The 26100-nt window shown below is 73.8% G+C and carries 24 protein-coding genes; 9 read left to right on the top strand and 15 right to left on the bottom strand.

Annotated features, from left to right (window positions below; translation table 11 throughout):
• Nucleotides 1–435: 435 nt before the first annotated feature.
• The gene (locus ACFCY1_RS24985; RefSeq protein ID WP_375876121.1) at nt 436–723 is read right to left on the bottom strand and encodes a hypothetical protein; all 288 of its coding nucleotides are present in this window, start codon (nt 721–723) and stop codon (nt 436–438) included.
• A 52-nt stretch (nt 724–775) separates the two neighbouring features.
• Nucleotides 776–979, bottom strand: a complete 204-nt coding sequence (locus tag ACFCY1_RS24980) for a hypothetical protein (protein WP_375876120.1) — start codon at nt 977–979, stop codon at nt 776–778.
• Between the two features lie 434 nt (nt 980–1413).
• Here ACFCY1_RS24980 and ACFCY1_RS24975 point away from each other — a divergent pair, with 434 nt between their 5' ends.
• Nucleotides 1414–2166 (top strand): hypothetical protein, encoded by a 753-nt coding sequence (locus ACFCY1_RS24975; protein ID WP_375876119.1) that lies wholly within the window; start codon nt 1414–1416, stop codon nt 2164–2166.
• Between the two features lie 231 nt (nt 2167–2397).
• Here the strand turns inward: ACFCY1_RS24975 and ACFCY1_RS24970 are convergent, their stop codons facing one another.
• On the bottom strand, nt 2398–3066 hold the full coding sequence (locus ACFCY1_RS24970) for a response regulator (RefSeq protein ID WP_375876118.1): 669 nt from the start codon (nt 3064–3066) through the stop codon (nt 2398–2400).
• The gene (locus ACFCY1_RS24965; protein ID WP_375876117.1) at nt 3063–4253 is read right to left on the bottom strand and encodes a sensor histidine kinase; all 1191 of its coding nucleotides are present in this window, start codon (nt 4251–4253) and stop codon (nt 3063–3065) included. The genes ACFCY1_RS24970 and ACFCY1_RS24965 overlap by 4 nt, the downstream gene beginning before the upstream one ends.
• 264 nt (nt 4254–4517) lie before the next feature.
• Here ACFCY1_RS24965 and ACFCY1_RS24960 point away from each other — a divergent pair, with 264 nt between their 5' ends.
• Nucleotides 4518–5795: an alpha/beta hydrolase family protein gene (locus ACFCY1_RS24960; RefSeq protein WP_375876116.1), complete on the top strand. Its 1278-nt coding sequence runs from the start codon at nt 4518–4520 to the stop codon at nt 5793–5795.
• 304 nt (nt 5796–6099) lie between these two features.
• Here ACFCY1_RS24960 and ACFCY1_RS24955 read toward each other — a convergent pair whose 3' ends face one another.
• Both ACFCY1_RS24955 and ACFCY1_RS24950 read right to left on the bottom strand, forming a co-directional pair.
• Nucleotides 6100–6570: a DUF3291 domain-containing protein gene (locus tag ACFCY1_RS24955; protein ID WP_049660689.1), complete on the bottom strand. Its 471-nt coding sequence runs from the start codon at nt 6568–6570 to the stop codon at nt 6100–6102.
• A 32-nt stretch (nt 6571–6602) separates the two neighbouring features.
• Nucleotides 6603–7256, bottom strand: coding sequence for a helix-turn-helix transcriptional regulator (locus ACFCY1_RS24950; protein ID WP_375876115.1), 654 nt, complete (start codon nt 7254–7256; stop codon nt 6603–6605).
• Nucleotides 7257–7657: 401 nt separating this feature from the next.
• Between ACFCY1_RS24950 and ACFCY1_RS24945 the strand changes: the two genes are divergently transcribed.
• From ACFCY1_RS24945 to ACFCY1_RS24920, 6 genes are all read left to right on the top strand, one after another.
• Entirely contained in the window at nt 7658–8089 is a 432-nt protein-coding gene (locus ACFCY1_RS24945; RefSeq protein ID WP_375876114.1) for a DoxX family protein, read from the top strand.
• A gap of 179 nt (nt 8090–8268) precedes the next feature.
• Nucleotides 8269–8664 carry a hypothetical protein gene (locus tag ACFCY1_RS24940; protein ID WP_375876113.1) on the top strand — a complete coding sequence of 132 codons (396 nt, stop codon included), beginning with the start codon at nt 8269–8271 and terminating at the stop codon, nt 8662–8664.
• A gap of 823 nt (nt 8665–9487) precedes the next feature.
• Nucleotides 9488–9919, top strand: a complete 432-nt coding sequence (locus tag ACFCY1_RS24935) for a hypothetical protein (RefSeq protein WP_375876112.1) — start codon at nt 9488–9490, stop codon at nt 9917–9919.
• A gap of 128 nt (nt 9920–10047) precedes the next feature.
• Nucleotides 10048–10686, top strand: coding sequence for an ATP-dependent Clp protease proteolytic subunit (locus ACFCY1_RS24930; protein WP_049649240.1), 639 nt, complete (start codon nt 10048–10050; stop codon nt 10684–10686).
• Nucleotide 10687: 1 nt separating this feature from the next.
• Nucleotides 10688–11290, top strand: coding sequence for a ClpP family protease (locus tag ACFCY1_RS24925; protein WP_375876111.1), 603 nt, complete (start codon nt 10688–10690; stop codon nt 11288–11290).
• A 350-nt stretch (nt 11291–11640) separates the two neighbouring features.
• The gene (locus ACFCY1_RS24920) at nt 11641–11850 is read left to right on the top strand and encodes a hypothetical protein (RefSeq protein WP_159028308.1); all 210 of its coding nucleotides are present in this window, start codon (nt 11641–11643) and stop codon (nt 11848–11850) included.
• A gap of 153 nt (nt 11851–12003) precedes the next feature.
• On the opposite strand, the gene ACFCY1_RS24915 is transcribed toward ACFCY1_RS24920, so the two are convergent.
• The 7 genes from ACFCY1_RS24915 to ACFCY1_RS24885 all read right to left on the bottom strand — a co-directional run bounded on the left by ACFCY1_RS24915 (nt 12004) and on the right by ACFCY1_RS24885 (nt 23872).
• Complete coding sequence (locus tag ACFCY1_RS24915; protein WP_049649242.1) at nt 12004–12936, bottom strand: phosphotransferase family protein; 933 nt, start codon at nt 12934–12936, stop codon at nt 12004–12006.
• On the bottom strand, nt 12933–13670 hold the full coding sequence (locus ACFCY1_RS24910; RefSeq protein ID WP_375876110.1) for an HAD family hydrolase: 738 nt from the start codon (nt 13668–13670) through the stop codon (nt 12933–12935). The genes ACFCY1_RS24915 and ACFCY1_RS24910 overlap by 4 nt, the downstream gene beginning before the upstream one ends.
• Nucleotides 13667–14785, bottom strand: coding sequence for a hypothetical protein (locus tag ACFCY1_RS24905; RefSeq protein ID WP_375876109.1), 1119 nt, complete (start codon nt 14783–14785; stop codon nt 13667–13669). The genes ACFCY1_RS24910 and ACFCY1_RS24905 overlap by 4 nt, the downstream gene beginning before the upstream one ends.
• Before the next feature lie 21 nt (nt 14786–14806).
• On the bottom strand, nt 14807–16144 hold the full coding sequence (locus ACFCY1_RS24900) for an MFS transporter (protein WP_234348177.1): 1338 nt from the start codon (nt 16142–16144) through the stop codon (nt 14807–14809).
• Nucleotides 16048–18726: a lantibiotic dehydratase gene (locus ACFCY1_RS24895; protein WP_375876108.1), complete on the bottom strand. Its 2679-nt coding sequence runs from the start codon at nt 18724–18726 to the stop codon at nt 16048–16050. The genes ACFCY1_RS24900 and ACFCY1_RS24895 overlap by 97 nt, the downstream gene beginning before the upstream one ends.
• A 167-nt stretch (nt 18727–18893) precedes the next feature.
• Entirely contained in the window at nt 18894–21434 is a 2541-nt protein-coding gene (locus ACFCY1_RS24890; RefSeq protein WP_375876107.1) for a lantibiotic dehydratase, read from the bottom strand.
• 1469 nt (nt 21435–22903) lie between these two features.
• Nucleotides 22904–23872, bottom strand: a complete 969-nt coding sequence (locus tag ACFCY1_RS24885) for a terpene synthase (RefSeq protein WP_375876106.1) — start codon at nt 23870–23872, stop codon at nt 22904–22906.
• A gap of 347 nt (nt 23873–24219) precedes the next feature.
• Here ACFCY1_RS24885 and ACFCY1_RS24880 point away from each other — a divergent pair, with 347 nt between their 5' ends.
• Nucleotides 24220–24513 carry a hypothetical protein gene (locus ACFCY1_RS24880; RefSeq protein ID WP_049649250.1) on the top strand — a complete coding sequence of 98 codons (294 nt, stop codon included), beginning with the start codon at nt 24220–24222 and terminating at the stop codon, nt 24511–24513.
• A gap of 49 nt (nt 24514–24562) precedes the next feature.
• Here the strand turns inward: ACFCY1_RS24880 and ACFCY1_RS24875 are convergent, their stop codons facing one another.
• Nucleotides 24563–25156 carry an RICIN domain-containing protein gene (locus ACFCY1_RS24875; protein ID WP_375876105.1) on the bottom strand — a complete coding sequence of 198 codons (594 nt, stop codon included), beginning with the start codon at nt 25154–25156 and terminating at the stop codon, nt 24563–24565.
• Between the two features lie 32 nt (nt 25157–25188).
• Nucleotides 25189–25842 (bottom strand): hypothetical protein, encoded by a 654-nt coding sequence (locus ACFCY1_RS24870; protein WP_375876104.1) that lies wholly within the window; start codon nt 25840–25842, stop codon nt 25189–25191.
• Nucleotides 25843–26100 lie beyond the last annotated feature (258 nt).

The following is a 26100-nucleotide window of genomic DNA, read 5'->3' as shown; positions in this document are numbered from 1 at the left end:
CCGAGCCGTCCGCGGGCAGAACGGCCAGCCCCTGCTTCCCTGACCACCCACAGGTTCTCCCGACCGACCCGAACATCGGTCCCAGATTCTGCAAACCCTCAGGCCACAGCCCATGAACGATCAATCACGGCAGCAGAACCACAGGCCAGACAACCAGGATCTCAAGTCCCAGATCCTGCAAGTCCCCTGCTCAACGCATGATCAATCGACAGGATCTTTCAAAACACACCGGAACGGAGCAGCCGAGCGGTCCGCTGGGCGCGCGGGGCATCCTCCCGTGAGTTGATGCGTCTCGGGCCCACTCTCATGAGCGGCCGGGTGGGCCCGTGGTTCAGCGCTCGGCGGGTTGAAGGGCGAGGCGATCGACCGCGTCCCGCGCGAGCTCCCAGGCGTCCAGGAGCAGCTCCTGCTGCGAGCGCAGGCCGGGCAGCAGGGTCACGGATGCGCCGTCGGCGCCGCGGCTGACCGCACCGTCGATGCCAAGGGCGGTGCTCCCGTGGACGGTGGCACCTGGACGGTCTCCATCAGCAGGCCGACGGCGTCGTGCGGGCCGGTACGCATCCGCCGGACGGCACCGAGCCGGCCTTCGGCCGTGGCCTCTTCCTCGGCGGCCAGCAGGGCGAGCGCCTCATCAGCGAGCCGCTCGCACGCCGGCGGTGCCGTCACCGCGTCGACGACGTGCCGGCTCCCGCGGGTGGCCTCCTGGCCGGTCTGCTCGGTCACCCGTGTCCGCTGACAGGCGACCTTGACCGACTGCCCGGCGAGTTCGATCGGATCAGGTGTAGACGTCCCGGCTGTACTCCTCGCGGCTCAGCTGGAAGTCACCAGGCCGATCACGGCGGAGCTCCTCGTACCGCTGTGTGAATACGTCGAGTGCTTCATGGAGCGTGCAGCCGGACGCGTCCCGGATCGCCCTGATCGCACGGCCTATCCGGCGGTCCAGGATGTCGCGGTCCACGCCCTCGGGCAGCTCTTCCATGAGCTGACCGTACCGACAGTTCGACTGCACCGGTCAATATCGCCCGTCAAACGGTCATGACCGCCTGTCGGACGACACCGCCGGCGAGACCGTCCGGGTCGTACGGGTGGCCTACTACGCGCCCGACCGGGGTCGGCGACGGCCTCGTCGATCGCGTCGGCGGAGTCCCGGTCGACGGCCGGGTGGACGCGGCCGCGGTAGGCGACGATGGCCCGTCGCCCGCCGGAGACTCTCCAAGGCGTCTCTGCCCGCCCGTGCCCATCGTGTTGAAGGAAGGGCGGCGGTCGGGCGGCGTGGCCGCCTTCCGGAGCAGGTGGTGCGCAGCGGCGGGCACGGGGGCGGTCGGGGCAGTGGCAACCGGAGGCCGTGCGGCTGCGTCCACCCGGATACGAACGGTCGCCCGACCATCGTTGCTCCTGGGGGGATTTCCGTACATGCCGATCAACGACGCCGTCTTTGCGCCACCGCCGCCCGGTGCCCTGACGCCCTGCCCGAGCTGCGCGCTGACCGACCAGGTCCGCAGTGTGCCGGCGGTCCACCTGGGCGAGCGGCGGAACGTCACCGTGCGCTCCTCCGGCCGCGACGGCCGCGTTGAGACCCGCGAGGAGGTCTCCGCCCTCGGCCGGGCCCTGGCGCCCGCGCCGCCCGCGGTCGGCACGGCGGTCCAGACGCTGGCATCCCTGGGCTTCGTGACGCTGGTCGGGGCGGTCTTCACCTTCGTCCAGGGGACCATGCCGCGCGACGCGCCCGTCGCCCGGAAGCCCGACCTCTCGCCGCCGGACTGGGTGACCGCGCACCCGGGGTTCCCGAACGACTTCCCCACCGACCTCCTCCCGGGCGACCTTCCGAAGGCCGCTCCGGCTTCCCCGGCCACGCACACGGCGGCCGCGCTCGCCGACGCGAACGACGCGCTGGTCCCGCTCTGGGGGTCGTGTCTGATCCTGGCCGTCGCGATCGCCCTGCTGGCGGGCGCGACCGCACTGTTCCTCGCCAGGCGGCGGCACCTGGCAGGCCGGCCCCGGGCCGAACGGCTCTGGAACCAGGCCTGGTACTGCGCCCGTTGCGGCACCACGCACTTCCCGCCCGCCGCCGGACAGGGCACCGGGTCGCTCGGCCTCGCGGAGTTCCGCAAGGCGGTCTGGACAGCGGGCGGCTACGGCGACCTCGCCGACCGGTACCGGCCGTAGCCGGGTCCGGCAGGCCCCGAAGGTCGGCAGGATCCAAGAGGTCGGCAGGCCGCGCTCCCGCTGACCACCCACCACTTCGCCGAAGGCAGGGAAGACACCGTGCGCCCGGACGGGCTGCTTCGCCACGGGCGCGCCAGCGGCTCCCGACGGGCCGAGCGGCGGCGCGCGGGGACCCGGCGGGCGGACCGACGGCGGCGGAGGGGACGGCCCCCGCCCGGCAGCCGCTCGCGCCTACCTCGGCCCGACCAGCCCGCACTCGTACGCGAAGATCACCGCCTGTACCCGGTCCCGCAGGCCCAGCTTGGCCATGACCCGGCCGAGATGCTTCTTCACCGTGGGCTCCGCGAGACCGAGGGCGGCGGCGAGTTCCGTGTTGGTCAGGCCGCGGGCGGCCCCCAGCAGGACCTCCCGCTCGCGCGCGGTCAGCACGCGCAGCCGCTCCGCGTCGCCTCCGCCGCCGTCTCGGGCGGCGGGGAGCCGGTGGGCGAAGCGGTCCAGCAGCAGCCGGGTCACCCGAGGGGAGACCACGGCGTCCCCCCGGGCCACGTCGCGGATCGCCCCCAGCAGTTCCTCCGGCCGGCTGTTCTTCAGCAGGAAGCCGGAGGCCCCGGCGCGCAGCGCCTCGACGGCGTACGCCTCCAGGTCGAAGGTCGTGAGCACCAGCACCCGCGTCCCGGGCACCTCGCGCAGCAGGCGCCGGGTCGCCCCGATGCCGTCGGTGCCCGGCATCCGCACGTCCATCAGCACCACGTCCGGCCGCAGCCGCCGCGCCAGCTCCACCGCCGCCGCCCCGTCGGCCGCCTCCCCGACCGGCTCCATGTCCGGCTCGGCGCGCAGGATCATGCCGAACGCCAGCCGCAGCAGCTCCTCGTCGTCCACCAGCAGCACCCGGACGCTCACGGCGCGCCCCCGGGATCCAGCCGTACGAAGACCCGCCAGCCGCCGCCCGGCCGCGGGCCCGCCTCCAGCACCCCGCCGAAGGCCGCGGCGCGCTCCCGCATCCCCGTGAGACCCCGCCCGGACCCGGCGGATCCCGGCCGCCCGGTCCCTGCGGCCCGCCCGTCGTCGGTCACCTCGACCGTGACCGCCCCCGGCGCGCAGGACACCCGCACCTCGGCGCGCGACCCCTGCGGCGCGTGGCGCAGCGCGTTGGTCAGCGACTCCTGGACGAGCCGGTGCACCGTCAACTGCGCCGCGGCCGGCACCCCGGCCGCCTCGCCGTCCACCCGCAGCCGGGTCACGAGGCCCGCCGCCTCCATCTGCTCGCACAACGCCCTGAGCTGCCCGATCCCCGGCGGCGACCGCCGGTCGTCCCCGGGCCCCGTGTGGGGGCCGGCGTCGGGACCGGCGTCCTGGAGCAGGCCCAGCGCCCGCCGCATGTCGGTCAGCGCCTGCCGCCCGGTCTCCGCGATCCGGGCCGTCACGGCGCAGGCGTCGGCCGGCCTCGCGTGCCCGAGCGCGTCCGCCAGCGCCACCACCACTGACAGGCCGTGCGTCACGCTGTCGTGCAACTCCCTTGCGATCCGGGCGCGTTCCTCCTCCACCGCCCGGCGCTCCCGCTCGTCGCGGTCCAGTTCCAGCCGCGCCAGCCGCTCCGCCCGCGCGGCCCACCGGATCCGGGCGTTCGCCCCGAGCAGCGCGCTCGCGGCGACCGCCGCCGTCATCGCGGCGGCCGAGGCGGGGAACCGGCCCTCGGGCGCCCAGCGCGCCGCCGCCAGCACCGCCCCGGCCACCGCCACCAGAGCGGCCGCCCACGCCGACCGGTACGGCGCCCGCGCGGTCACCGTCCCGAGGGCGACCAGCAACGCCGCGTCGGCGGGCAGCTGAACACCCAGCAGCCACTGCGCGAGCGCCGCGGCGGCGATCGCCCCGAACGCGGCCCGGGGCGCCCGCCGCCGCCACACCAACGGCAGCACCAGGGCGGTCTGCAGCGCGAAGCCCGTACCGTTCGCCACCCGCCCCGGCCCGAGTGTCACCAGGAACAGGGCCGCCGCGAGCGCGGCGTCCGCCACCAGGGGCGGCACCCGCCCCGGCAGCCGGGCAAGGGCTCCCGGCGGGCCCGTCCGTACCGCGCCGGTCTCGGTCATCGTGTCCGTCCTCGCGTCCGCGTCGTCCGGCGTCCTCGCCGGAGCCCCACGGTAGGGCCCTCGCGCCCGCGAAGGCGTCCGCCCGCCGGCGGACACCGGGGGGAGACCCCGGGACACCGGGGGCTCCTCCGCGCGGAGGAGCGAACGCGCGCCGGGGCGACCCGCACCCACCGGCGGGATCGTCCCCCGGCAGGGCGCCCCGCACCCCCCGGCGGCGGAACCCTGGTGGCGACCCCGCAGCCGCACCACCCGAGGAGCCCGCCCATGTCCCCGCCCACGCCCCCGACCCGCCGCGCCCTGCTCGGCACGCTCGGCGTCGCCGCGCTCGCCACCGTGGCCGCCGCCCCGGCCCCCACCCCGGGAAGCCGCCCCGCCGCCCCGGCCGGGGGACACGGCCCCGCCGCCCCCGTCCCGCTGTGCCTGCCCGCGCCCACCGGGCCCTGGCCCGTCGGCACCGTCGCGCTGCACCTGGTCGACGACAGCCGCCCCGACCCCCTCCTCCCCGCCAAGCCCTACCGGGAGCTCATGGCCGGCCTCTGGTACCCGGCGGAACCCGGCGCCGGGCACCCGACGGCCCCCTGGCTGCCCCCGGCCGCGGCGGCCGACTGGGACGCGCACTCCGCACCGGCCCTCGGTGTCCCCGCCGGCGCCGCCGACTGGCGGGGGATCAGGACCCACGCCCGCACCGGCGCGCCCGTCGCCCGCCGCGCCGGCCGGCTGCCCGTGGTGCTGTTCTCCCCCGGCGACGGCGGCTCGCGCGCCCTCGGCACCACCCTGGTCGAGGAGTTGGCGAGCCGCGGCCACCTCGTCGTCACCCTCGACTCCACGTACGAGGCCGAACAGGTCGAGTTCCCCGGCGGCCGTGTCGAACGCGCCCTCCCGCTCCCCGACGACCTCACCCCAGAGGTCGTCGCCGCCCTCCTCGCCGGGCACTCCCGGGCCCGCCTCGCCGACGCCCGTTTCGTCCTCGGCGCACTCGACCGGCTCGCCCGCGGGGACCGCCCCGACACCGGCACCGACACCGGCACCGACCCGCTCCCGGACGGGCTCGCCGAAGCCGCCGACCCGGCCAGGACCGGCGTGCTCGGGCAGTCTCTCGGCGGCTCCGTCGCCGCCCAGCTCGCCCACGACGAGCCCCGCGTCCGCGCGGCGGCCGACCTCGACGGTGCCCTCCTTGAACCCGTCGCCGACAGCGGCCTCGCCAAGCCCTTCCTGCTGATGGCCTCCGGCACGAAGACCCTGCGCACCGAACCGAGCTGGGCCTCGTGCTGGGCGGCGTCCACCGGCCCCCGGCATGCCCTGCGGCTGCGGAACGCCGCCCACGGCTCGTACACCGACCTCCAGGTCCTCCTGCCCCAGCTCGTCCGCCGCCTCCCGGTCCCCGACGCGGCCGGACTCATCGGCACCGTCGACCCCCGGCGCTCCCTGGCCGCCCAGCGCACCGCCGTCGCCGCCTTCTTCGCGCGGTACCTGACGGGGCGGCCCACCGGCTTCCTCGATCGGCCCGGCGACGACTGGCCGGAGCTGGAGGTGCTGCGCTGAACCGGCCCGCCCGGCATCCCTTGTGGCGCCGGGCGGGCCGGGCGCGAGCACCTGCTCGACGTCGGCCGGATCCACGCCGCCTTCGTCGCCGGCGCCCGCGGCGAGGCCTGCGGCCCGCTCGGCCTCGTCCCCGCCCCGGAGCTGCCCGCCGGCCAGGCTGGGGTGTACCGGCCCGCCGCCGAGCCCGCGTACACCGTGGGCACCGGCGAGGAGCAGCGCTGGCGTTCGTTCCCGCGGCTGCTGGTGGTCCTGGCCGGCACGGCGGCCGCCGGGTCCGCTCGGCGGTGGCGGAGGAGCGGCCCGCTCACGCGCCCGGGTGCGGTGCGGCTCCGTCCGGAGTACGGGGGGAGTTGAAGGTGAAGGCGCGCGGGGAGGGGCCGTTCGCGCGCAGGTCGGCCAGTCGCTCCAGGGCCTCGTCGACGTCCGGCAGGTGCCCGGCCGGGACCCACCACAGGACCAGGTGCGCCTCGACGTTCCGCTCGAACCACTCACGCCGCCGCCGCATCGCCTCCAGGTGCCCGCTGCGGTAGGTGAACTCCCACAGCGCCTCCCGGCTCTCCCACACCGACATGTTGACGATGACGTCCTCGCCCGCCGGGCGCAGGGCGGTCGCGTCGTCCTTCCCGTCCGCGGCGAGCCGCCAGACGAAGCCGGGGGCGGTGTCGGCGGCGGCATTGACCGGGGAGACCAGATCGACGAACGGCGCGATGCGCGGGTCGTCGACGGGGTGGCGGAGCGTGGCGACGTTGAACTGGGCGAGGTGGTGGGAGGTCATGGCGCCATCCCAGCACGGGCCTTCTTTCTATGTCAATCAATATTGTTTTTAGAAGGCTCGACCACCACGCAGCACTCCCCGGGCCGGGCGTCCATCCGGGCATGGAGGGCGCCGTCCGCGCCGAGAAGTCCCTCCAGGAGGGCGAGGTTCATGCCGCAGACGAGGGGCGGGAATCGCTCGGCGACGGAGTGGAAGGGGCAGTTGCGCATGCGAATGGCCCCCTCCTCCAGGCGGGGTTCGTACCCGCGGGCGGCCAGCAGCGCGACGGCCTCGTCGAGCCCCCCGCAGGGCGCGGCCGCTCCGCGCTCGACCTCCCCCCGCCGCCGCGCGGCTGCGCGCAGCCCGTCGTCCAGCCCGGCCCGCTCGGCGGCCTCGGCGAGCAGTTCGGCGGCCGTCCGGTAGTCGCGCGCGGGCAGCGAGACCACCCGCTCGGCGCGCGTCCGCGTGTACACCTTCGCCGGCCGCCCCGCCCCCGGCCCCGACCGCCCGGTGAGCCTGCGGCTGCCGCTCTCCAGCAGCCCGGCCTCGACCAGCTTCTCCAGGTGGTGCGCCGCCAGTGTCCGCGCCACCCCGACGGCCTCCGCCGCCTCGTTCCGGCCCACCTCGCGGCCCTGGGCCGCCACGTACGCGTAGAGGCGGCGGCGCACGGGGTCGTGCAGGGCGGCGATCGCTTCGATGTGCTCCATGCGGCCATTCTAGGAACAATGGTCATTGGAGATAGAGGGGCGGGCCGCAGGGGTCGGCAGGCCGGCTCGACCTCATCCGGCTGGTCGTTCCGGGGAACGTACGGGCCCTGGACCCGGAGCTCCTGGTCGTGCACGCGGCCGGCGCCTCCGCGCGCTGCCGGGTGCCCGCCACCGGGGGGAGGCGCCGTTCTCGACGTAGGAGCCGAAGACGCGGTGGCCGGTGTGACCGGGCAGGGCGTGGTAGCGGTAGGCACGCAGGCCGGGGTGGCGGGGGTCAGCGGCGAGCCGCCGGTACTGGAGGTGGGGCTGCCGGAAGACTTTTCCTCCCGAGAGCGATGAGTTCAGGCGGTAGCGGCGGTCAAACCCGAGAAAGCAACGACAGCCGACCAGGGAGACCTGAAATGTCCAGCACCGCCACCACGACCACCGCCACCGCCACCGCCACCGCCACGAAGTCCAGCACGGCCGTGGTCCGGGTGGTCTGGACGCTGCGAATCCTGCTCGCGCTCTTCTTCGCCCTGGCCAGCGCGCTGCCCAAGCTGCTCGCGCTCCCCGCCGCCACGACCGTTTTCGACGCCATCGGGGCAGGCCACTGGTTCATGTACCTGACCGGACTGGTGGAACTGGCCGGAGCGGTCGGCCTGCTGGTCCGCCGGCTGGCCGGGCCGGCCGCGACGGCACTGATCGTCTTCCTGGCGTTCGCGTTCGTCACCCAGCTCACCGCGATGCACGGCGAGAACGCGGGGACCCCGTTCATCTTCATGGTGCCGCTGGCCGTCATCGCCTGGAACCGACGGGCCGAGACGGCTGAGCTGCTCAGCCGCTCGCGCTGACCTGGTGCTTGAAAGGGTCCGTCAGCAGAGGCCTGAGCCGCGGCACGGGCGCCGGAACGGCGCCGCGCGAGCGTGGCGGCGGCAACAGCGAGGGCCGATGAGCAGCACGGTGAGCACCGCATCGTCCCCTGGCCGTCGTGCTCGGGGCGGCCAGCGCCGGTGCCCGGGCCCCAGGTCCAGTGGATCCGCCAGGCGCCGGCGTCGAACGGCACCGCCCCGGGGTCGGCACCGAGGAAACCGCGGCGCAGCCGGCGGCCTGCGCCCGACTGTGGGAGCGATCGGGTCCGGACGGCCGGGGCCGGGCGTGGGAGCGGCGCCGGCGCTCCTTCCCGTGGCTACTGGTGGTCCTGGTCGGCATGGCGGCCCCCGGGGTGCGCTCGGCGGTGGCGGACCTGCGGCTGGCCGCCGAGGAGAACCCGGCCGTCGCCGAGATGCCGGCCGCTGTCCCGGCCGTCGCCGCCCGGATCGAGGACCTGGTCCAGCGCGGACCGTCCGCACCCATCTGGCATCCGCTCGGCAGCCGCGGGCGGGTGTGCGGGTGGACGGAGCTGTCGGCGGCGAGTGGGAGCCGCTGAGTGGCCTGCCGCCGGCCGCCCCGGCCACCCTCAAGGCCTGCCGCAGGCGCGGAGAACCCTCGGCGGCTGTACGTCCTGCCTCCTGCAACCATCGTGTGGGTGCACTCGTTAACCCGAGGCGAACGGAGATGATCTCGCTGAAGGGAGACCCGGTATGACATGTGATGCCCCATGGATTGAGAAGCGGCGTTACGAGTACGCCGGCGGCCGCTACGTGGGCTGCGGAAACTGCGGCGGGGACCTGTGCACTGTCTGCAGGTCCAACCATCTACAGCCGAGCGACGTGCACTTTGAGTTCAACGACGACAACATCTGCCCGGGCTGCAGTCCAGAGCGCTGATAAAGCCACGGAACCGTCCGGTCCGCGGCAGGACTCAGTGTGCCGATATACGTGACACCTGCGCGTAGCCGACGGGGTCGGCCCGCTCGCCTGGCCACCAGGCAGGCCGACCTGGCGGTTCAGAACGGGGGTCCGTCGGGCCAGCGGCCGTTGGTTTCCTGATCGGCCCAGCCGACTTCGGCCCGACCTGCTGGTGGCAGGCCGCCGTACCGGACTCCCCCTTCACCCGCTCGATGTCCTGCACACTGCTCACCGCGGACGGCGGCCGGGTCGCGCTCAGCGGCCGGCGGGCGCACCGAGCGGAGCCTCGCCGCGTACCGCGGCGACGTCGGGATCGCCCTGGGCCGGCTCCCGGGCCTGCCGGGCCGAGGGGCGCCGCGCGCCGGGCTGCCGGTGCCGGTGCACCGGCCGGAAACCCCGGTGCCTTCGGGGTAGTGCGTCGGTAGCCTTCGGGCTGAGCGCAGGCCGGGAGCGAAGGGCACCATGAACGACACCTCCGAGCTGGACCGCCCCGTCGGCGACCACGCCGTCCGCGAACTGGCCGACGCCGTCCAGGTGTTCTCCTACGCGATGGATCACCACTGTTCCTACCGCGGGCTGGACGATCCGGATCCGCGGGAGATCGCGGCCGTGCTGCGCGACAGCCTGGCCAGGCTGGCCGAGGCGCTGGAAGCCGGTGCGGAACTGGTGGCGGGCCCGGACGGACTGCCGGGAGGCGGGGACGCCGAGCCCTGGCGGGAAGGCCGGGACCTCCTGCTCAAGGCGCGCGACGCGATGGCCCGCGCGGTGCCCGAGGGCTTCGACGAGGACCGAGCTGAGGACGGAGCCGAGGACGGACCGGACGACTGGCCGGGCGATCCGGTCGCCCGGTGGTACCGCCTGCGCAAGGCGAGGTTCCGCACCTACCCGCGCTGACGCGGGCCGGGGCCCGGCTCCCGGCTCTGCCCGTGGCGAATCTGCGGCGGGCAGAAGGACGGCATCGGGGAGCGCTCGCGGGTCGACAGTGGAGTGGACGGCAACTCCGCCCCGACCAGGGAGAGCAGATGGCTCCACTCACCACGCCCCCGCCCCGCGCGGGGGAGGGCGACACCCCGCCCAGCCCTTTCGACGACCACCTCGCGGCGCAGCTGCTCGCCCAACGGATCGTCCTCCTCGGCACCCAGGTCGACGACGTGTCGGCGAACCGGGTGTGCGCACAGCTGTTGCTGCTGTCGGCGGAGGACCCGCGCTCCGACATCGGCCTGTACATCAACAGCCCCGGCGGGTCGGTCAGCGCGGGGCTCGCCGTCTACGACACCATGCGGCTCATCCCGAACGACGTCTCCACGCTGGCGATGGGGTTCGCCGCCAGCATGGGCCAGTTCCTGCTCGCCGTGGGCTCGCCCGGCAAGCGGTTCGCGCTGCCGAACGCGCGGATCATGATGCACCAGCCCTCGGCCGGCATCGGCGGCACCGCCGCGGACATCGAGATCCAGGCGGAGAACCTCCAGTTCACCAAGCGGGCCATCGAGCGGATCACCGCCGAGCACACCGGGCAGAGCGAGGAGACGATCGCGCGCGACGGCGACCGGGACCGCTGGTTCACCGCCGAACAGGCCAGGGAGTACGGGATCGTGGACCGGGTGGTGGAGTCGGTCGCCGACATCCGTCCGGCCTCCTCCCGCCGACGGATGGGGCTGTGACATGGGCTCGTACACGGTTCCCTACGTCGTCCAGCGCACCGCGCAGGGCGAGCGGTCCTACGACGTCTTCAGCCGGCTGCTGAACGAGCGGATCGTCTTCCTCGGCACCGAGATCGACGACGGCGTCGCCAACGTGGTCATCGCGCAACTCCTGCACCTGGAGTCGGAGAACCCGGAGCGCGAGATCTCGATCTACCTCAACTCGCCCGGCGGATCGTTCACTTCACTGATGGCGATCTACGACACCATGACGTTCGTGCAGACGCCGGTCTCCACGTTCTGCGTCGGCCAGGCGGCCTCGACGGCGGCGGTGCTGCTGGCCGGCGGGGACCCGGGACGGCGCTTCGTGCTCCAGCACGCGCGGGTCCTGCTCGGTCAGCCGGCCAGCGGCGGCCGGCAGGGGACGGTGTCCGACCTCAGCCTCGCGGCCAAGGAGATGGTCCGGATCCGCTCGCAGGTGGAGGAGGTCCTGGCCCGGCACACCCGCCACGAGGTGGCGACGCTGCGCGCGGACATGGACCGGGACAAGGTGCTCACCGCCGAGGAGGCCGTCGCCTACGGGATCGCCGACGAGGTGCTGAGCCGGCGGCAGTTGTTCGGCTGAACCCGCGGCGGGTACTGGCGGGTACGGCGGCGGTCGTGCGCACCGCCGCCGTGGAGCCGCCCGGCGGTGCGGCTCCGACCGGATGCCGTGAACCGGCGGACAGCGCCAACGCCGCTGTTGGCGACGCCCGACGGCGTACGAGCAGCACCACCGCAGTGCATGGTGACGGCAAGACTCGCAGGCCGCCGCAGTGACACCTGCCCGCAGCAGTCGCATCGCCCGACACGCGCGTCTGCCTCGGCTGCGCGCGCGACGATCCGACGGGGGCACCCGGACTTGGACGATCGCGGTCACCGGCACCGCCCACGATCCGTGGCGGGAAGGCCGTCCTCGACCGCAACGCACCGGTCGTGCTGGTCCTCAGCCCGCTGACCGCCATGTACAGCCGTGCCACGAACCAGAAGGGCTTGGCCATCACCATTGGCACCAGCGCCAACGAATCCGGCATCCCCCGGGACCTCACGTCCGCGCGGTACCTCGCCGCCGACGGTGGGGCGACGGCGCGTTCCACGGGCCGCTCACGGCCGAATCGGCCGAACCGGCTGAAACCGGAAGGGTGACCGTGGCATCCGGCCACGGTCACCCCACCACTCTTGATCCGGAGTTACGGTCAGGCCTGTACGGCGATGAGCTGGAACTTCTCGTTCGGGTCGCCGGTGCAGTCCCACAGGATGATCAAGGTGTCCGGTGTCGGACGCCGGCCGTGTGGCGGTTCAGCCTCGGAGGCGCTCCAGCAGGTGGCGGGCGCGGGCGGTCAGATCGGCCGCGCGGGCCGGGTCGGGGGCCACCGAGTGGAAGACCAGCGCCAGCATCACGACGGTGTCGAGCCGGTGCAGGAGGGCGGCCCTGGAGTACAGGTCGGGCAGCTCGGCCGAGTCCGCGTAGCCGGCCAGGATGCCGTCCGCGTCGATGCCGTTGTCCGCCAGCCTGGCGTACTCGGCGACCCTGGCCAGCTCCATCAGGACCGGGCCGACCAGGGCGTTGGACCAGTCGACGACGGCGGTGAGCCGCCCCCCGCTGCCGAGCAGGTTCTGCCGACGGACGTCCAGGTGCAGCAGGCGCGGCTCGCCCTCCTCGGCTTCGAGCACCGCGCGCATCCCGTCGGGATGGGGCAGCTCGGGCAGGTCGGGGGCGAACCCGCGCAGGGTCGCGTGACGGGTCACCAGCCGCGTGGTGAGGAAGGACGGGAAGTCCCCGGGCTCCTGGTAGGCGAGTTCGATCGACGGTGGCTCCACCCGGTGGAGGGCCGCCAGGAACGCACCGACCTCCTTCGGGGAAACCGTCAGCCCGTCGTGCCGCACGTAGCCCGCGAGGGAGACGACGAGGCCGTCCGCCATGGTGATCAGTTCGAGCGCGGGGGCGGTGGGCAGGCCCTGGCGGGCGAGGAGCCCGGCGATCTCGTGCTCCTGGCGGACGAGGTCACCGGCCTCCACCCGCCCGTAGGGCGCGGAGTAGACCCGGTGCCGGGGAACGCGCAGGGCGACCTCGCCGTGGGTGGCGCAGTGGGCGCGGTAGACGGCGAAGTCCACGCCCTCCCCGGCGAGGCCGCGCAGTTCGATCCCGCGTTCCCGGGCCACCCGGACGGCCACCTCGTGGGTGTCCAGCTCGTGGGTGTCCGGCTCGCCGTGTCGGGGGTCTGTCGTCACTGGGCGGTCCTTCCGGCGGGGATCGGGAGATGGGTGGCCAGGGCCGCGAAGCCGTCCAGGGTGGTGACGCGGGGGCCCGTGAAGCCGGGGAAGCGAGCGTAGCGGTCGAGCAGGACTGGATGCAGACCCGCCCTCTGGGCTCCCTCGACGTCGATGACGACCGAGTCGCCGACGAAGACGCACTCCCCCGGTGGACGGCCGAGCCGTTCGCAGGCGAGGACGAAGATCTCCGGTCCGGGCTTCTCCAACCCGACCTCGCTGCTGATGACGACGGTGTCGAAGAGCCCCGTGAGGCCGGTGCCGTCGAGGATGTCGCGCAGCCACCGGTCGAAGTTGGAGACCAGGGCGAGCGGGTGGCCGGCCGCGCGCAGGGCCCGCAGGCACGGTACGGCGTCGGGGTAGGCACGGTACCGGGCCGGGTCGAGGATGTGCCGGGCCGCGCGCTCGGCCGCCTCGGCCGAGGCGTTGCCCCCGGCCCTGCGCAGCGCCTCGCGGCAGAACCGGCTCCACATGGCGAGTCGTCGCTCGGGGTCGGGTTCGTCGTCGGGCCAGTCGCCTTCGGAGCCGATGGCCCACAGCGCCTGGCGGACGGCGGTGGTGTCGGGGGCCCCGTCCCGGCCGAGCCAGGCGGTGGAGAGCAGCTCGGGTATCGCGGGCACGAGCTCGACGAGGGTGTCGGCGGCGTCGAAGAGGACGGCGGGCAGGGCGGGGCCGGGGGGCGGCGCGGAGGTCATCGCAGTTCCTCGTCGGTGATGAGCATGGTGCACAGGCCGCCTCGGGTGGCCTCGGCGGCGTGATGGGCGGCCTCGGCGTCGGGCCGGTTCAGGACGAGGGTGTTCTCCGAGCCGGAGAAGTAGTCGCTCATCAGCACGGCGGTGGCCGGACGTCCGCTCAGCCGGGCGGCGCGCAGGGCGAGTTCGACGTCGCCCTTGTACATCTCGACCAGCACGCAGGTGATTCCGGCGGCGAGGTAGCAGGTGAGCTCGCCGAGGAACTGCTCGGCGGGGAGCTTGTGCCGACTGTGCAGGCCCGAGAAGTAGGCGAAGGAGCGCGCGAACGGGTCGGTGCGGAAGCGATCCGCGTTGTGGGAGGCGGCGAGCAGGCCGATCGGCACACCGGGGGCGACCCTGATCTCCCGGTTGGTGACGGGAAGGCCGTCCAGGACGTCGTAGGTGTCCGGATTCCCCTCGATGAGCAGGCCGACCCGGTCGACCCCCTTCTCGTGGAGGCCGCGCAACGCGTCGTCGACGTGGTGGATGTTGGCGTCGAAGTCGCCGAACTCGTACGGCAGGACGTGTGCGGTCAGCCGGTCGTGGTCGGGCAGCAGCGGGAAGGTGTTGGCGTGCGTCCAGTCCGACATGACGATGTCCTCGACGCCTTCGAGCGCCCGGACGGCCTCTGCGGGGTCGGCGACGGTCCAGGGGCCTACCCCGACCGCGTGGACGGTCTGGACGGCACCCCGCGGCTTCGTGCGACATCGTTCCAGCCGACGCTCGATGGCCGACTTCCTGCGGGCGAGGAACGCGTCGGGCATCACGAAGGACACTCCCGTCCGGGCGGCCCCGGACGGCGCCTCCAGCAGGGCGGACTCGGTGGCCGCGGCGGCGAACCCTGCCAGCCCCCACTGGTCCCCGACGAAGGCCACCGGGCGCCCCCAGCCGAGGGCACCGAGCGACGCGGTCAGGTCCTGCTCGAATCCGCGCGGACGCAGTGCGACGAACCCGCCCGACACCGGCGAGACCGGGTGGCGCTCCCCGCCCGCGGTGACGACGGTCCGGTTGCGCACCTCGGCGGCGGCACGGAACACCGCCATGCCGACCAGGGCGGCCTCATTCTCTACAGCAATCACGACTGTCCCTTCATCGCAGGGCTATGACTTCGGTTGGTCGACGGCGGGCACGGCCGGATCGGCCCTGGCGAGCCGGGCCTCGGACAGCAGGGCGGGGACGACCAGCAGCAGGGCCGCCACCGCCAGGAGGCTGCCGGCGAGGAACGCGGCGCGCGTGCCCCAGAGGTCGGCGAGCAGACCGTAGAGGGCGGCGCCGAGCGGCATCGTGCCCCAGGCGAAGAGCCGGTAGACGCCGATGGAGCGCCCCAACATCTGCTCGGGCACCAGGGATTGGCGTACGGAGACGGCCACGACGTTCCAGACCATGATGGCGGCGCCGGAGGCGAGGTTGGCGGCGCCGACGACCCATGGGCTGGTGGTGGCGGCGATGACGGGGCCGCAGGCGGCGACCACCGCGAGGGCGGCGGCGAGCGCGCGGGCGCGTCCCAGCCGACGGGTAACCCGGTCCGCGACCGCGCCGCCCAGCACCCCTCCGAGCGCGGAGGCGGCGACGAACAGGCCGTAGCTGGACGCGGGGACGTGCAAGGTCTCCCGGATCAGCAGGACGAAGATCGCGATCTGCCCGAGGTAGACGGCGTTGACGAGTCCCGCCGCGAGCGTGAGCGCCCGCATCAGGCGGTCGCGGGCGACGAAGGCGATGCCTTCGGCGATCTCCTGGAGCAGCTTGCGGGGGGTGTCGGGACGGCTCGACCGGCTGGCCGGCAGAGCGCTGAGGAAGCCGGCCGACAGCAGGAACGAGACGGTGTTCACCAACAGCGGCACGAACTGGCCGATCCCGAAGAGCCAGCCGCCGAGGACGTGCCCGACCATGTCGCGGCTCAGCGTCTGGGAGGTGAACAACCGCCCGTTCGCGGAGGGCAGGCGCTCGGCCGTCACCAGTGCGGGCAGCACGGCGAACGAGGCGCAGTCGAAGAGGACCTCACCGATGCCGAGCACCGACGCGACGGCCACCAGGGACCACAGGTGCAGTGCGTCGTTCAGCAGCAGGACCACGGCGATGGCGAGCGCGCCGGCCCGCAGGAGGTCGGCGGCGACCATCAGCGCACGCCGGTCGCACCGGTCCGCCAGGGCGCCGATCGGGAGGCTGAGCAACAGCCAGGGCAGGGTGGAGGAGGCGGTGACCAGGCTGACCGCGAAAGGGGAGTCGAGCAGGGCCGCGGCCAACAGCGGCAGGGCCGAGAACCGGACGCCATCGCCCAGCGCGGAGATGGTCGAGGCCGTGAGCAGCCTGCGGTAGGCGGTCTCGGAACCCGCGGTCCGGGTCATGCCGGCTGTCCGTCGGCTGCTCCGCCGTCGTTCGGGGCGAACACGGCGTAGCGCAGCTCGCTCGTGTACGACGCTCCGTTCACCCGCAGCCAGCGCTGCTCGGTGGACGGCAGCAGCTCGGAGATCACGACCGTTCCCTCGACCCCGCGCACCAGCCGGAAGAACTGCCGGACGATCAGAGGGGCGTCCCAGTCCACGTAGACGGGCTTGGGCTGGCCGGGCAGCTTCGCGAACACTCGGCGCGGCCACCCGTACCGGGCGCGCAGCCGGCAGGCGGTGAGGTACTCGGCCGCGTCGTCGGCCTTCACCGGACTGCCGGTGGGCGACCACCCGCGCAGCTCCGAGGCGGGGATCCGCCAGAGTTCGCGCTGCAGGACGGTGCGCCGGTGGCGGATGCGCGGAACGTGCGGGAGCTCGCCGAGGTCGAGGCCGTTGCCGCCGTGCAGACGCGGGAACGCGAAGGGCGCCAGCGGGTCGTCCATGAGGGTGTAGCCGCCGGCGGGGGGTGCGAGCAGCCGGATCCTTTCCGGTCGCCCTTGGGTGCGTAGCTCCAGCCGGGGGCCGTTCAGGAGCAGGTGGAGGTCCGAGGGGTGCAGGACATCGGCGCGGTCCTTCGGCGAGCGGCCCAGGATCTCCAGGTCCGGTCCCGGGAAGGATTGCTGGCAGGCGGTCTTGTCCTGATGGCCGCGCAGCACGTCCACGAGGATCTCGTCCTCGGCCAGGAGGGTCCGGTACCGCGCTTCGATCTCCTCGGTCAGTCGGGGCGCGCGCTCGACGGCTTGGACCGAGAGGCTGCTGTGGGTCAGCAGGTCCCGGCCCGCGTGCAGTTCTCCGACGACGACCTGGAACTCTCCTGCGGCCAGGGCCTGCGGCCCGCTCGCGGCGAGCAGCACGTCCGGGTTGCAGAAGGCGGCGGGCCCCTGGGGGAGACCGGCCCTGAGTTCATCGATCCGCTCGTCGGGCACGACGATCTCGCGGGCCGCCGGGTCGGCCGTGCCGAGCAGCTGCCGGGCCACGGTGGCCCGCAGCCGGGCCACCTCCGTCGTCACGTCGGAGCAGCGCAGGGCGAGTTGCTCGCGGTCCTCGACGAACGCACGGTAGAAGTCGGCCAGCGGAACGGGGCGGTCCGGGCCGAAACGGTCGCGGAACCAGCGGGTGAGGATGTCGGTCTCCAGGCGCAGCCGCAGGCGGGGGGCCGCGAGCGCGATCTCGTAGACGAACGCCAGCTCCTCGCTGAGGACCTCGGCGAGTTCCGAGCCGATCCGCAGGTCGTCGAGCTCGCCGTGGGCCTCCTCCCACACCACGCTGCGGTCGGCGTAGTGGTGGCCTCCGAAGCGGTTCGCCGGGCCGGCCGTGAGCTCCTCGAAGCGGGCTTTCAGAGCGGCGAGCGCGGTCGGCCGTTCGGGGTACGGGGCCTGGGCGAAGGCGGCGACGGCGGCTTCCAGCTCAGCCGTCCACGCCATCGCGGGGTGGTCTCCGGCGTCGGCGGCGACGAGCTGCGCGCGCAGTGCGGCGAGCGGCCGGGGATCCCCGACGGGTACCTCCGGCCAGGCGGTGGCCAGGCCGCGGTCGGCGAGGTCGGCGAGCGCCTCGTCGAACCCGGGGCCGTCGTCGCCGTCGCCGTCGGCGGAGGCCCCGAACCTGCCGTGCCACTCGGCGGACAGTTCCTCCAGCGTCCGGACGCCGTCGAGTCGGCGCAGCAGCCAGTCCTGGGCCGGACCGACGGCGACGCGTCCGATCCGGTCGAAGCGCCAGTCGACACCCGGGGCCGACTCCACGCCGCACGAGTAGAGGTCGACGCCTGTGTGAGCGCCGTCGCCCTGGTCGAGGAAGGCGAACGGCAGCCGGCGGGGCCGGACGAGCGTGCGCAGGGCGGGGTCCTCGCCGAGCTTCCTGGCCAGCCGGGCCGCCGCCCAGTGGCTGACGTAGGCGCGGCGCAGGACGGCGGATCCGTCGGTCCAGTCGAGTGTCCCCCCGCCTGCGACCCGGGCGACGTTCAGAGGTCCGAAGTGCGAGTGGGTCTCGTTCTTCGTGGTGACTCGCTGGAGGTACATCGTGAGCAGGTCGGTCATCTTCTGTGCGTGGGCGCGCCGACGACCGGTCACCGTCGGGTCGAAGGCGTCCAGCCAGGCCAGGAACTGGGGTGCGGCGGCGTCGTTCGACAGCAGCAGGACGTCCCGGAGCCGTTCGTCGGCGAAGACCTCGGCGACGGCCAGTCGCCCCTCCCACATCCGCTGCGCGTGACTCTCGGCGAACTCCCGGCAGGCCCGCCGCAGTTCCGTGACCTGGTTCTGGAAACCGGCCAACGGACCGCTCCGTGGGCCCAGTTCGCGCGTGGCCGCGGCCAGGTCCGGCTCGGTCAGCGGCCGCAGCATGCCGATCGCGTTGCCGATCGCGTCGCCGACGGCCCTGCTGAGGGCCTCGTCGGCGGCCACCGGGGGCCGCTTCAGCTCCTCCTTCGCCGCGGCCGCGGCCTCCAGCAGTGCGGCGTACCGGTCGAACAGGGCGCGTGCCTCGGCGTCGGCGCCCTCGTCGACCAGACCGGAGAGCAGTTCGAGCGGGAAGCCGGCCTGGCGGACGAGCGCGGTGGGCGCCAGTGACCACCGGGGTCGGCCCGACGCGAGGGGGGAACGGGAGTACCGGGCCGGCGGGCTCGGGCTGTCCGTGGTCGCCATCAAGAGAACCTCTCGGCTCGTGGGAGGGTGGGAGCCCGTACGGGCTGGGCACCGCGGCCTGCCGAGGGCCCTGCCGACAGGCGGGCGAGGGCAGGCGCGGGCGCGCGTGGAGGGGGTGGAGGGGCGGGCCGGCGGGCGCGTCAGCCCGCGCTCGGGGAACGGCCGGGCTACGCGGGCGCGTCCGTCCGGGAGAAGACCGTGCAGCGCAGCTCGCTGGTGTGGCGGCGGCCGTCCACCTCCAGCCAGAGCCCGTCGGGCCCGGGCAGCATCTCGCTGAATTCCAGCGCCCCCTCGGCGCCCTTGACGAGCCGGACGAGCTGGCGCACCAGCAGGGGCGCCTCCCAGTCCAGGAAGACCGGCTTGGGCTCGCCGGGGATCTTCACGAAGCAGTACCGGGGCAGCCCGAGCCGCTCGCGCAGCCGTACGGCCCCCAGGTGCGCCGCCGTGTCCGCGGCCACCGCGTGGCCGCCGGGCGACCACGGGCGCAGGTCGGAGACGGGCACCCGCCAGCTCTCACGCCTCAGGACCACCCGGCCGCAGCGAATGCGGGGAACGTGCGCCAGGTCGTCGGTGCGGATGCCGATTCCACCGAAGTGGCGGGGGAAGGCGAACACCGAAAGCGGATCGTGGCGGATGCCCGGACCACCGGCGAAGGGGGACTTGAGCCGCAGCCGGCCGGACACCCCCCGGGCTCGCAGCTCGAGGTGCTCGGGCGCCACCGTCACCGACAGTTGTGCGGGCTGGACGACCTGGTCGCGCGGTTTGCCGGACCGCCCGTGCACCTCGACGTCCGGGCAGGGGTAGGTCAGTTGGGCACCGGTCTTGTCGAGGTGGGCACGCGCCAGGTCGACGATGATCTCGTCGGGATCCAGCAGTTCCTCGTACCGCTGCTGGGCCTCGGCCACGATGCCGTCGGCGCGGGCGGCCAGCAACGGGGCGAGACTGGAGTGGGTGAGCGGGTCACGCAGGGCGTGGCAGTCCCCGACCACAGCCGTGAAGTCCCCATCGGCCAGGGCCCGGACGTCCCGGGCGGCGAGCATCACGTCGGGGCTGCACAGGGCCGGCACATCGCCCGAGTGCCGGGCGATCAGCTCCTCGAGGCGCGTTCGGTCGACCTGCACCTCGCGCCGGTCCGCGCCCTCGCCCGTGTCCGGGAGCAGGACCTTCCTGAGCTCGCGCTCCACGGCGGCGATCTCGTCGTCCACCTCGGCGCAGGCGGCTTCCAGCTCCGGACGGTCGGCGAAGAACGCCTGGTAGAAGTGGTGCAACGGGACGTCCACACCGATACCGAAGCGGTCCTGTGCCCACCGCGTCAGGATCGCGCGCTCCCGCCGCATCCGCAGACGCGGGGCGAGCAGGACGAGCCCGTACACGGGCGTCAGCTCGCCGGTGACGAAGTCGGTGAGGCCCGGGCCGACGACCAGGTCACGCTGGGGTCCGTGCGCCTCCTCGTAGAAGAGGGACCGGTCCGCGTAGTGGGTGCCGCCGGGGCGCTCGGCGGCCCCACCGGTCAGCGCCTCGAAGTCGGACTTGAGCGAGGCGAGGAGCGCGGCCCGATCAGCCGCCGCGGCGAGCGGGAACTCCGCGAGGAAGCGGTCGAAGCGTTCCAGGGCCGCGTGGAGGTCACCGGCGTCGCCGTCCGCCTCTGCCACCAGCTCACTGAGCGTGTCGAGCGGCCTGACGGCGCCGATCGGGATCTCCGCCGCCGTCACCAGCCAACCGTCCGCCTCGGCCCGGCTCAGCGCCTCGTCCAGTTCGGCGCCCGGGCGTCCGGTGCCCGCCGCCCATTCCCGGTGGAGTTCGTCGACGGTGCGCCGGGCGTCGCAGTGGCACCACAGCCAGTCGGCCGCCTCGTCCACGGCGGAGCTGCCCACCACCACGAATCGCCAGTCGCCGGGCATGCCGGTCCGGGTGCGGAAGGCGAACAGGTCGATCCGGTCGCCGTCCCGGAAGGCCAGCGGTCGCAGGCGGGGCCGGACCCGGCCGCGCAGCCGCGGGTCGGCGCTGAAGGTCTCCGCGAGGCGCTCCGCCGCCCAGTGGCTGAAGAAGGCGACGCGCTCGATCGGGCCATCCGTCCAGGTGAGACCGTCCGCCGTGTCCCGATCGCCCGCTTCGAGCGCGAGGGAGCCCACACTCACCGGCCCGAAGTGGGAGGTGGTCTCGTTCTTCGAAGCGACCCGCTGCAGGTACATCGTGAGCAGGTCGGTCATCCGGCGGCCGGTCCGGTCGGACAGCGCGCCGTCCCGGTCCAGCCAGGACGCGAAACGCGGGTAGTGGGCCTCGTTGGAGAGCAGAAGCACCTGCCGAAGCGCGGTGTCCTCGCGGAACAGCCGGGCGACGTACCGCCGGGACCCCTCCAGCGCTGCCGCGTACCGCTGCTCTAGTGCGGAAACACTGTTCTTCAGGCCCCGCAGCGCATCCTGATATCCCGTCAGTGGCTCGGCGAACTCGGCCGGCAGCCCGGCGGCGTCCTCTTCGGCGAGGTCGCGTAACAGCCCGAGCCGGGACAACGCTCGCTGCCGGCCGTCGACGTCACCCTGGCGGATCATCTTCGCCAGTTGGTCGGCCAGTTCGGCCGCGTGGTCCGTCGCGGCTCGCGCCGCCGACAGCTCGGCGCTGAGGTCGTGCGCCAACGGATCCAGTGTGTCCAGTGCGAAGCCGGCCTGCCGGAGAAGCCCATGGCTCATCGCGGTCCAGGTTTCAGCCATGACTCATCCCCCATTACGCACGGCGTGCCAACCGGACCTCTGGTCGCCGCCGGTCAGGACGTGGCACCCGTGCTTCGGGCACACTGCCACCTGTCCCGGCAGAAGAACCTCGAGCCGATAGCTCCGTGTAGTCCCCCGGATTCGTACTCGGCGGATCGTACCCGGCTTGACGGTGTCCTTCCAAGATTATTTCGCGCATGATCGCCGCCGGGGCTCGAGGCCCCGGGCGGGCGCCCTGGAGCGCGCCGATGGCCGCGAACATCTCGTCCGCTTCGTGGACGGGTTGCGTGGCGGCGTCGGTGAGCTCCAGCAGCGAACGCGGCAGTCGCCGACGCGGGTTCGCCCTGCTCGCCGTTCCGCTGACGCTGTTCCGGGCCGCGCCCGACCGTGCGACGGTGCTCGCCCGGCCGCGGACCGTGAGTCTGCGGCCCCCGGCCGAGGACAGTCGTCGGCTGCCCCGCCTGCCGCCAGGCCCGAACGCCGCCGACGCCGCCTCGAGGAGTCCCTGCCCGCCCTACGGGACGATGCCCGCGCCGGACCCGCCGGTCGCTGCCGGGGGTGCGGTGACATCAACTGCCGCGCATCGTTCGGCCCTTCCGTGGACGGGGCGGACAGCTCGGCGAGGAGCGCGGGATCGGGCCCGTCGTGGCGGGCCGGGCCCTCGTCGATCCCGTCGTGGAAGTCGCACACCAACCGCCCGGCGTGCTCCAGCGTGCGCGCCGACTCGGGTGCGGTGACGTCGAGTTCTCCGGGACGGGCGAGCAGCGGCGGGAACGTGGGCGGGGTCGGGGCCGGCGTGCGGTGTCGGGGGACGGTGCGGTCGTTCGTCCGGGTTCCTGCGGAGGTGCTGCTGCCTGCTCGTGGCCGACGGCTGCTCGCGGGGACGGGGCGGGCGCGGGTGGGTGTTCGGATACCCGGGTCACGGGCGTACGTCGTGGGCGTACGGGGACGACCGGCGGTTCAGCAGGGGGTGGGCGCGTCGAGCGGGGAGGGGACGGAGTGGGAATGCGGTTCGGCCGCCCGGAGGCCGACCTGGTCGCACAGGGCGCCGATACGCGCGGCCGCGGCGGGGGCGACCGGGCCGGTCAGGGCCGCGGCGAGGTCGTCGCAGAGGGCCAGGACGGCGGCCTCGGCCTCACAGCCCCACAGGGGTCCGAACCGGGCCGGTGGCAGCGCGTGGTGGAAACATGCTTGTACCTCCCTGGAAGTGGTCCGGTGCGCGTTCGACCGGACAGCCGGCGAAGGGGGCACGCCTTTGCGACGGCCTTCACGGATGTGGCCCCCGTCCTGCCCTGAGGATCACCAACGACCTTGTCGATCACGGGTCACGGCCTCGACCCGACGCGCGTCCGAAGGGTCGTGTGGTCTTCCCGCCCTCTTGCCGGGCGCTCGCGAGCTCCTGGGCCCGCGGGCGCCCGGCAAGACGGCGACGGTGCCGGCGGGACAGCAGGACCACCGGTAGGCGAGGACTACGGGATCGCGGCCGGCGACGACGGCGACGTCGACCGGGGCCCGGCCGAGGACGCGGGCCGGAAGGCGTAGGCCGCCGAGGTGCCCAGCCCGCGGGGCTTCGCGAGGGCTCCGAAGGCCGTTCGGCCGAAGCGGCCGGTCAGCTCGTGCCACCGGTAGGAACCGGCCAGTGCCTCCTGCAGGGCTCCGACGAATTCCACCGCGTCGGGGGGTACGGTCCCGGGGGCCCCGGCGAGGGTGTGCACCCTGGCGGTCAGCAGGGCGTTGACGATGTCTTCGGCGCCGCGCCGGTCGGTTCCGAGGACCTTGCGGGTCACCTCCACGCCGTTGTTGCCGACCGTGCCCTCGGCGGCCTCCCGGTCGTAGGACACGATGTCGTTGTGCAGGCTGACGCCGTCCACGAACGCGTCCAGGGCGGTGCGGAACTCGCGGCGGCCGTGGACGTGCCGCGGGAGCTCGCCGACCGCGTGTTCCATCAGCACGGCGGTGAACTGCAGGCCGCCGAAGTCGCGGCGGGCCCCGAGGTACTCGATCAGGTCGGTCACGGCGTGGTCGACGTGGTCGAGTTCCCACAGCACTCCGTCCAGGAAGCGCCGCACGCTGCCGACGAACCGGTCGCGCCAGGGCAGGGTCATGGTCGCGGCCGTGCCGGACCACAGGTCGGCGAAGGCCCGCTCCACCGGATTGTCCGGGACGAGCGGCCGTGGGAGGCCGTCCAGCGGCAGGAACCGCATCAGCCGTTCCGCCCGGGCCTCGGCCGACGCCCGGTCGTGGTCGCGCCGGACGAGCGGCAGGAACAGATCGTCGACGAACCACAAGGCGACGTGCCAGTCCGTGACGAGCTCCAACTCGTGGGCGCCGGCGTCCGGGTGGGTCAGGGCGACGAACAGCGGGAAGTCCGCCCGGCCGAACGCGTCCTCGCTCCATCGCTCCGGCCACTCCAGGTACTCCTCGTCGAACATGCCCATCCGCCCGGCCCACTCCCTGGCGTGTGCGCGGGCCTGATCGACGTGCGGGTTGAGCCTGGACCGGAACGGCATGTGGAATCGCGGCCGTGCAAGGACCCCCATGATCGGCAGTCTCCCGCTCCGGCACCCGCTCCGGGCCCCGATCATGCCGGAGCCACCCCTACGGGTTGAGTTGCGTGCCGCGTCGTGACCGCCGTGGACGTCCGGCCGACCGGCCTCGGTATCGCCGGGTACGAGGCCGCCGGCGGCGCGGGGTGTCCGGCATTCGGCCCATCGGGCCCGCCCTCCAAGGGCGACGCCTGCCCGTCCCGGCCACGGCACCGGCTCGAAATGGATATGCGCAGGGTATGAGAATCACCTGCCGCGCCGCCCTCGGCGTCCCGTTGATGGCCGCTGCCGCCCTGGTCCTGCCCGTCGGCCCGGCCGCCGCGGCCACCGGAAACCTCTACCTCAACAACGCGGAGGTCTACACGGACCCCTCCGGCTGCTACCCCCTGGAGGACTCCAGCATCGTCGACAACAACACCGACACGGCCGTGACCCTCTACTCGGGGCCGGACTGCGACGGAGAGGAGCTCGGCCGCATCAGCGCCGGTGACGACGAGAGCGCCACCGGCGCCCGGAGCCTCTACGTCCCCTGACTCCCCCGTGGCCGCCCGCCGGCCGGTGGCCGGGCCGGCGGGCGGGGGGTCACGGGTTCAGCTGCTGCAGGGTGAAGGCCGTCGCCCGGTAGGAGTACTGGGCCACGATGGAGTTGGCGTTGGCGGCCTCCGCGACCGCGAGCCAGTTGCCGGAGTGCTGCAGCTTGAGGACGAAGGCGCCGGAGGCCGGGTCCACGGTCTTCCAGAACTTCTGGTTGGGGCCGATGTAGCCCGAGCAGTCGAACACGCTGATCCAGGAGGCGTCCACGCTCCCGCTGTTGTAGCTGCCGATGCAGTCGCCGTTCTGCCGGTTGCGCAGCACGTAGCTGCTGGTGTCCTCGGGGGCGCCCGGCCACCGGCACAGGCCCCACTGCTGGTTGCGCTGGCCGTTCCAGGGGTACTGGATGAGCGCTCCGTCGAAGAAGGTGCCGCCCTGGCTCATGTCGAGGACCTGCCCGGCCGGGGTGTTGATCCGGTAGTACCCCGAGCAGCTCCAGCCGTTCCAGTCGGACCAGCCGAACTTCGGCGGGGTGTCGGCGGACGCGGGAGCGGCGAGCAGCGTGCCGCCGGCCAGCGCGGCCAGGATGCCGGCGCCGAGCGTGCGCAGGGCGCCCGTCGTCCGGCGCCGTAGCGGGTTCGTCATGGGTTCCTCCGTCGTGGTGTGGGGTGGGCGGGTCAGCAGGAGAGCCGGATCTGGGCGGTGCGGCGCAGGGTGCCGGCCGGTTCGGTCTGGGCGCAGTTGACGCTGCCGATCTCCGGCAGCTCGTAGGTGGTGAAGCTCCCTCCGCCGCCGTCCGGGAAGGCGTTGATCCACACGCCGCTGGTCGGGCCGGTCTGGGCGCAGACGAACTTGGCGTACTCGCCCTGGACCCGGCGGGTGCCGCGGTAGAGGCCGTAGTAGCCGGGCTGGTTGAGGTTCCAGGTGGTCGAGACGGTGGTGCTGGTGGTGGTCGAGGTGGTCTTCTGGACGGAGAAGCCGACCTTGGCCTCGATCTTGACGAAGAGCACGCTCGCCGAGGCGCTGATCTCGGTGCTGCGGTTGACGACGGTGGTGACGGAGTCCACCCGGCTCAGGGTCTCGGTGCGCTGTCCGGTGGTTCCCGGGGCGACGTAGACCGCGAGGAAGTCGGTGACGACGGGGTCGACCTGGAGGGACGTCACTTCCAGCCAGGTCTGGTCCACGGCGGGGTTGCAGCTCGCCGTCGGCGGGCGGGTGCCGGCGTGGGCGGTGCCGGCCCCGATGCCCCCGATCTCCAGCAGGGTCATGATGATCGTGGCGGCGGCCGCGGCCGTCGCCGTCCGTCGGCGAGGCCGGTGGACGAGGGTCATCTGTTCTCCTCCGTGCTCTGGTGGATGGGCCGCACCCCTGCGGCCGAAACCGTGCCGGTGCTGGTGCGGGCGGGGAACGGTGGGGCGGTGGGACGGTCCGTCGTGGGGGATGCCGTCCGGCCCGGTGACGATCCTGCGCAAGGCCGTCATGAATTCCTCACGACCCCATCACGCCGCGGGAGGGCGCCCCGGAGCGCGGCGCCGCGTCCAGGGCGCCATGGACACGCCGCCGCGCCCGGGTGAGGATGGCCCTGCCGC

It is taken from the genome of Kitasatospora sp. NPDC056273, assembly GCF_042268845.1.
Classification (GTDB): domain Bacteria; phylum Actinomycetota; class Actinomycetes; order Streptomycetales; family Streptomycetaceae; genus Kitasatospora.
This window is presented reverse-complemented; position numbering and strand designations above follow the sequence as displayed.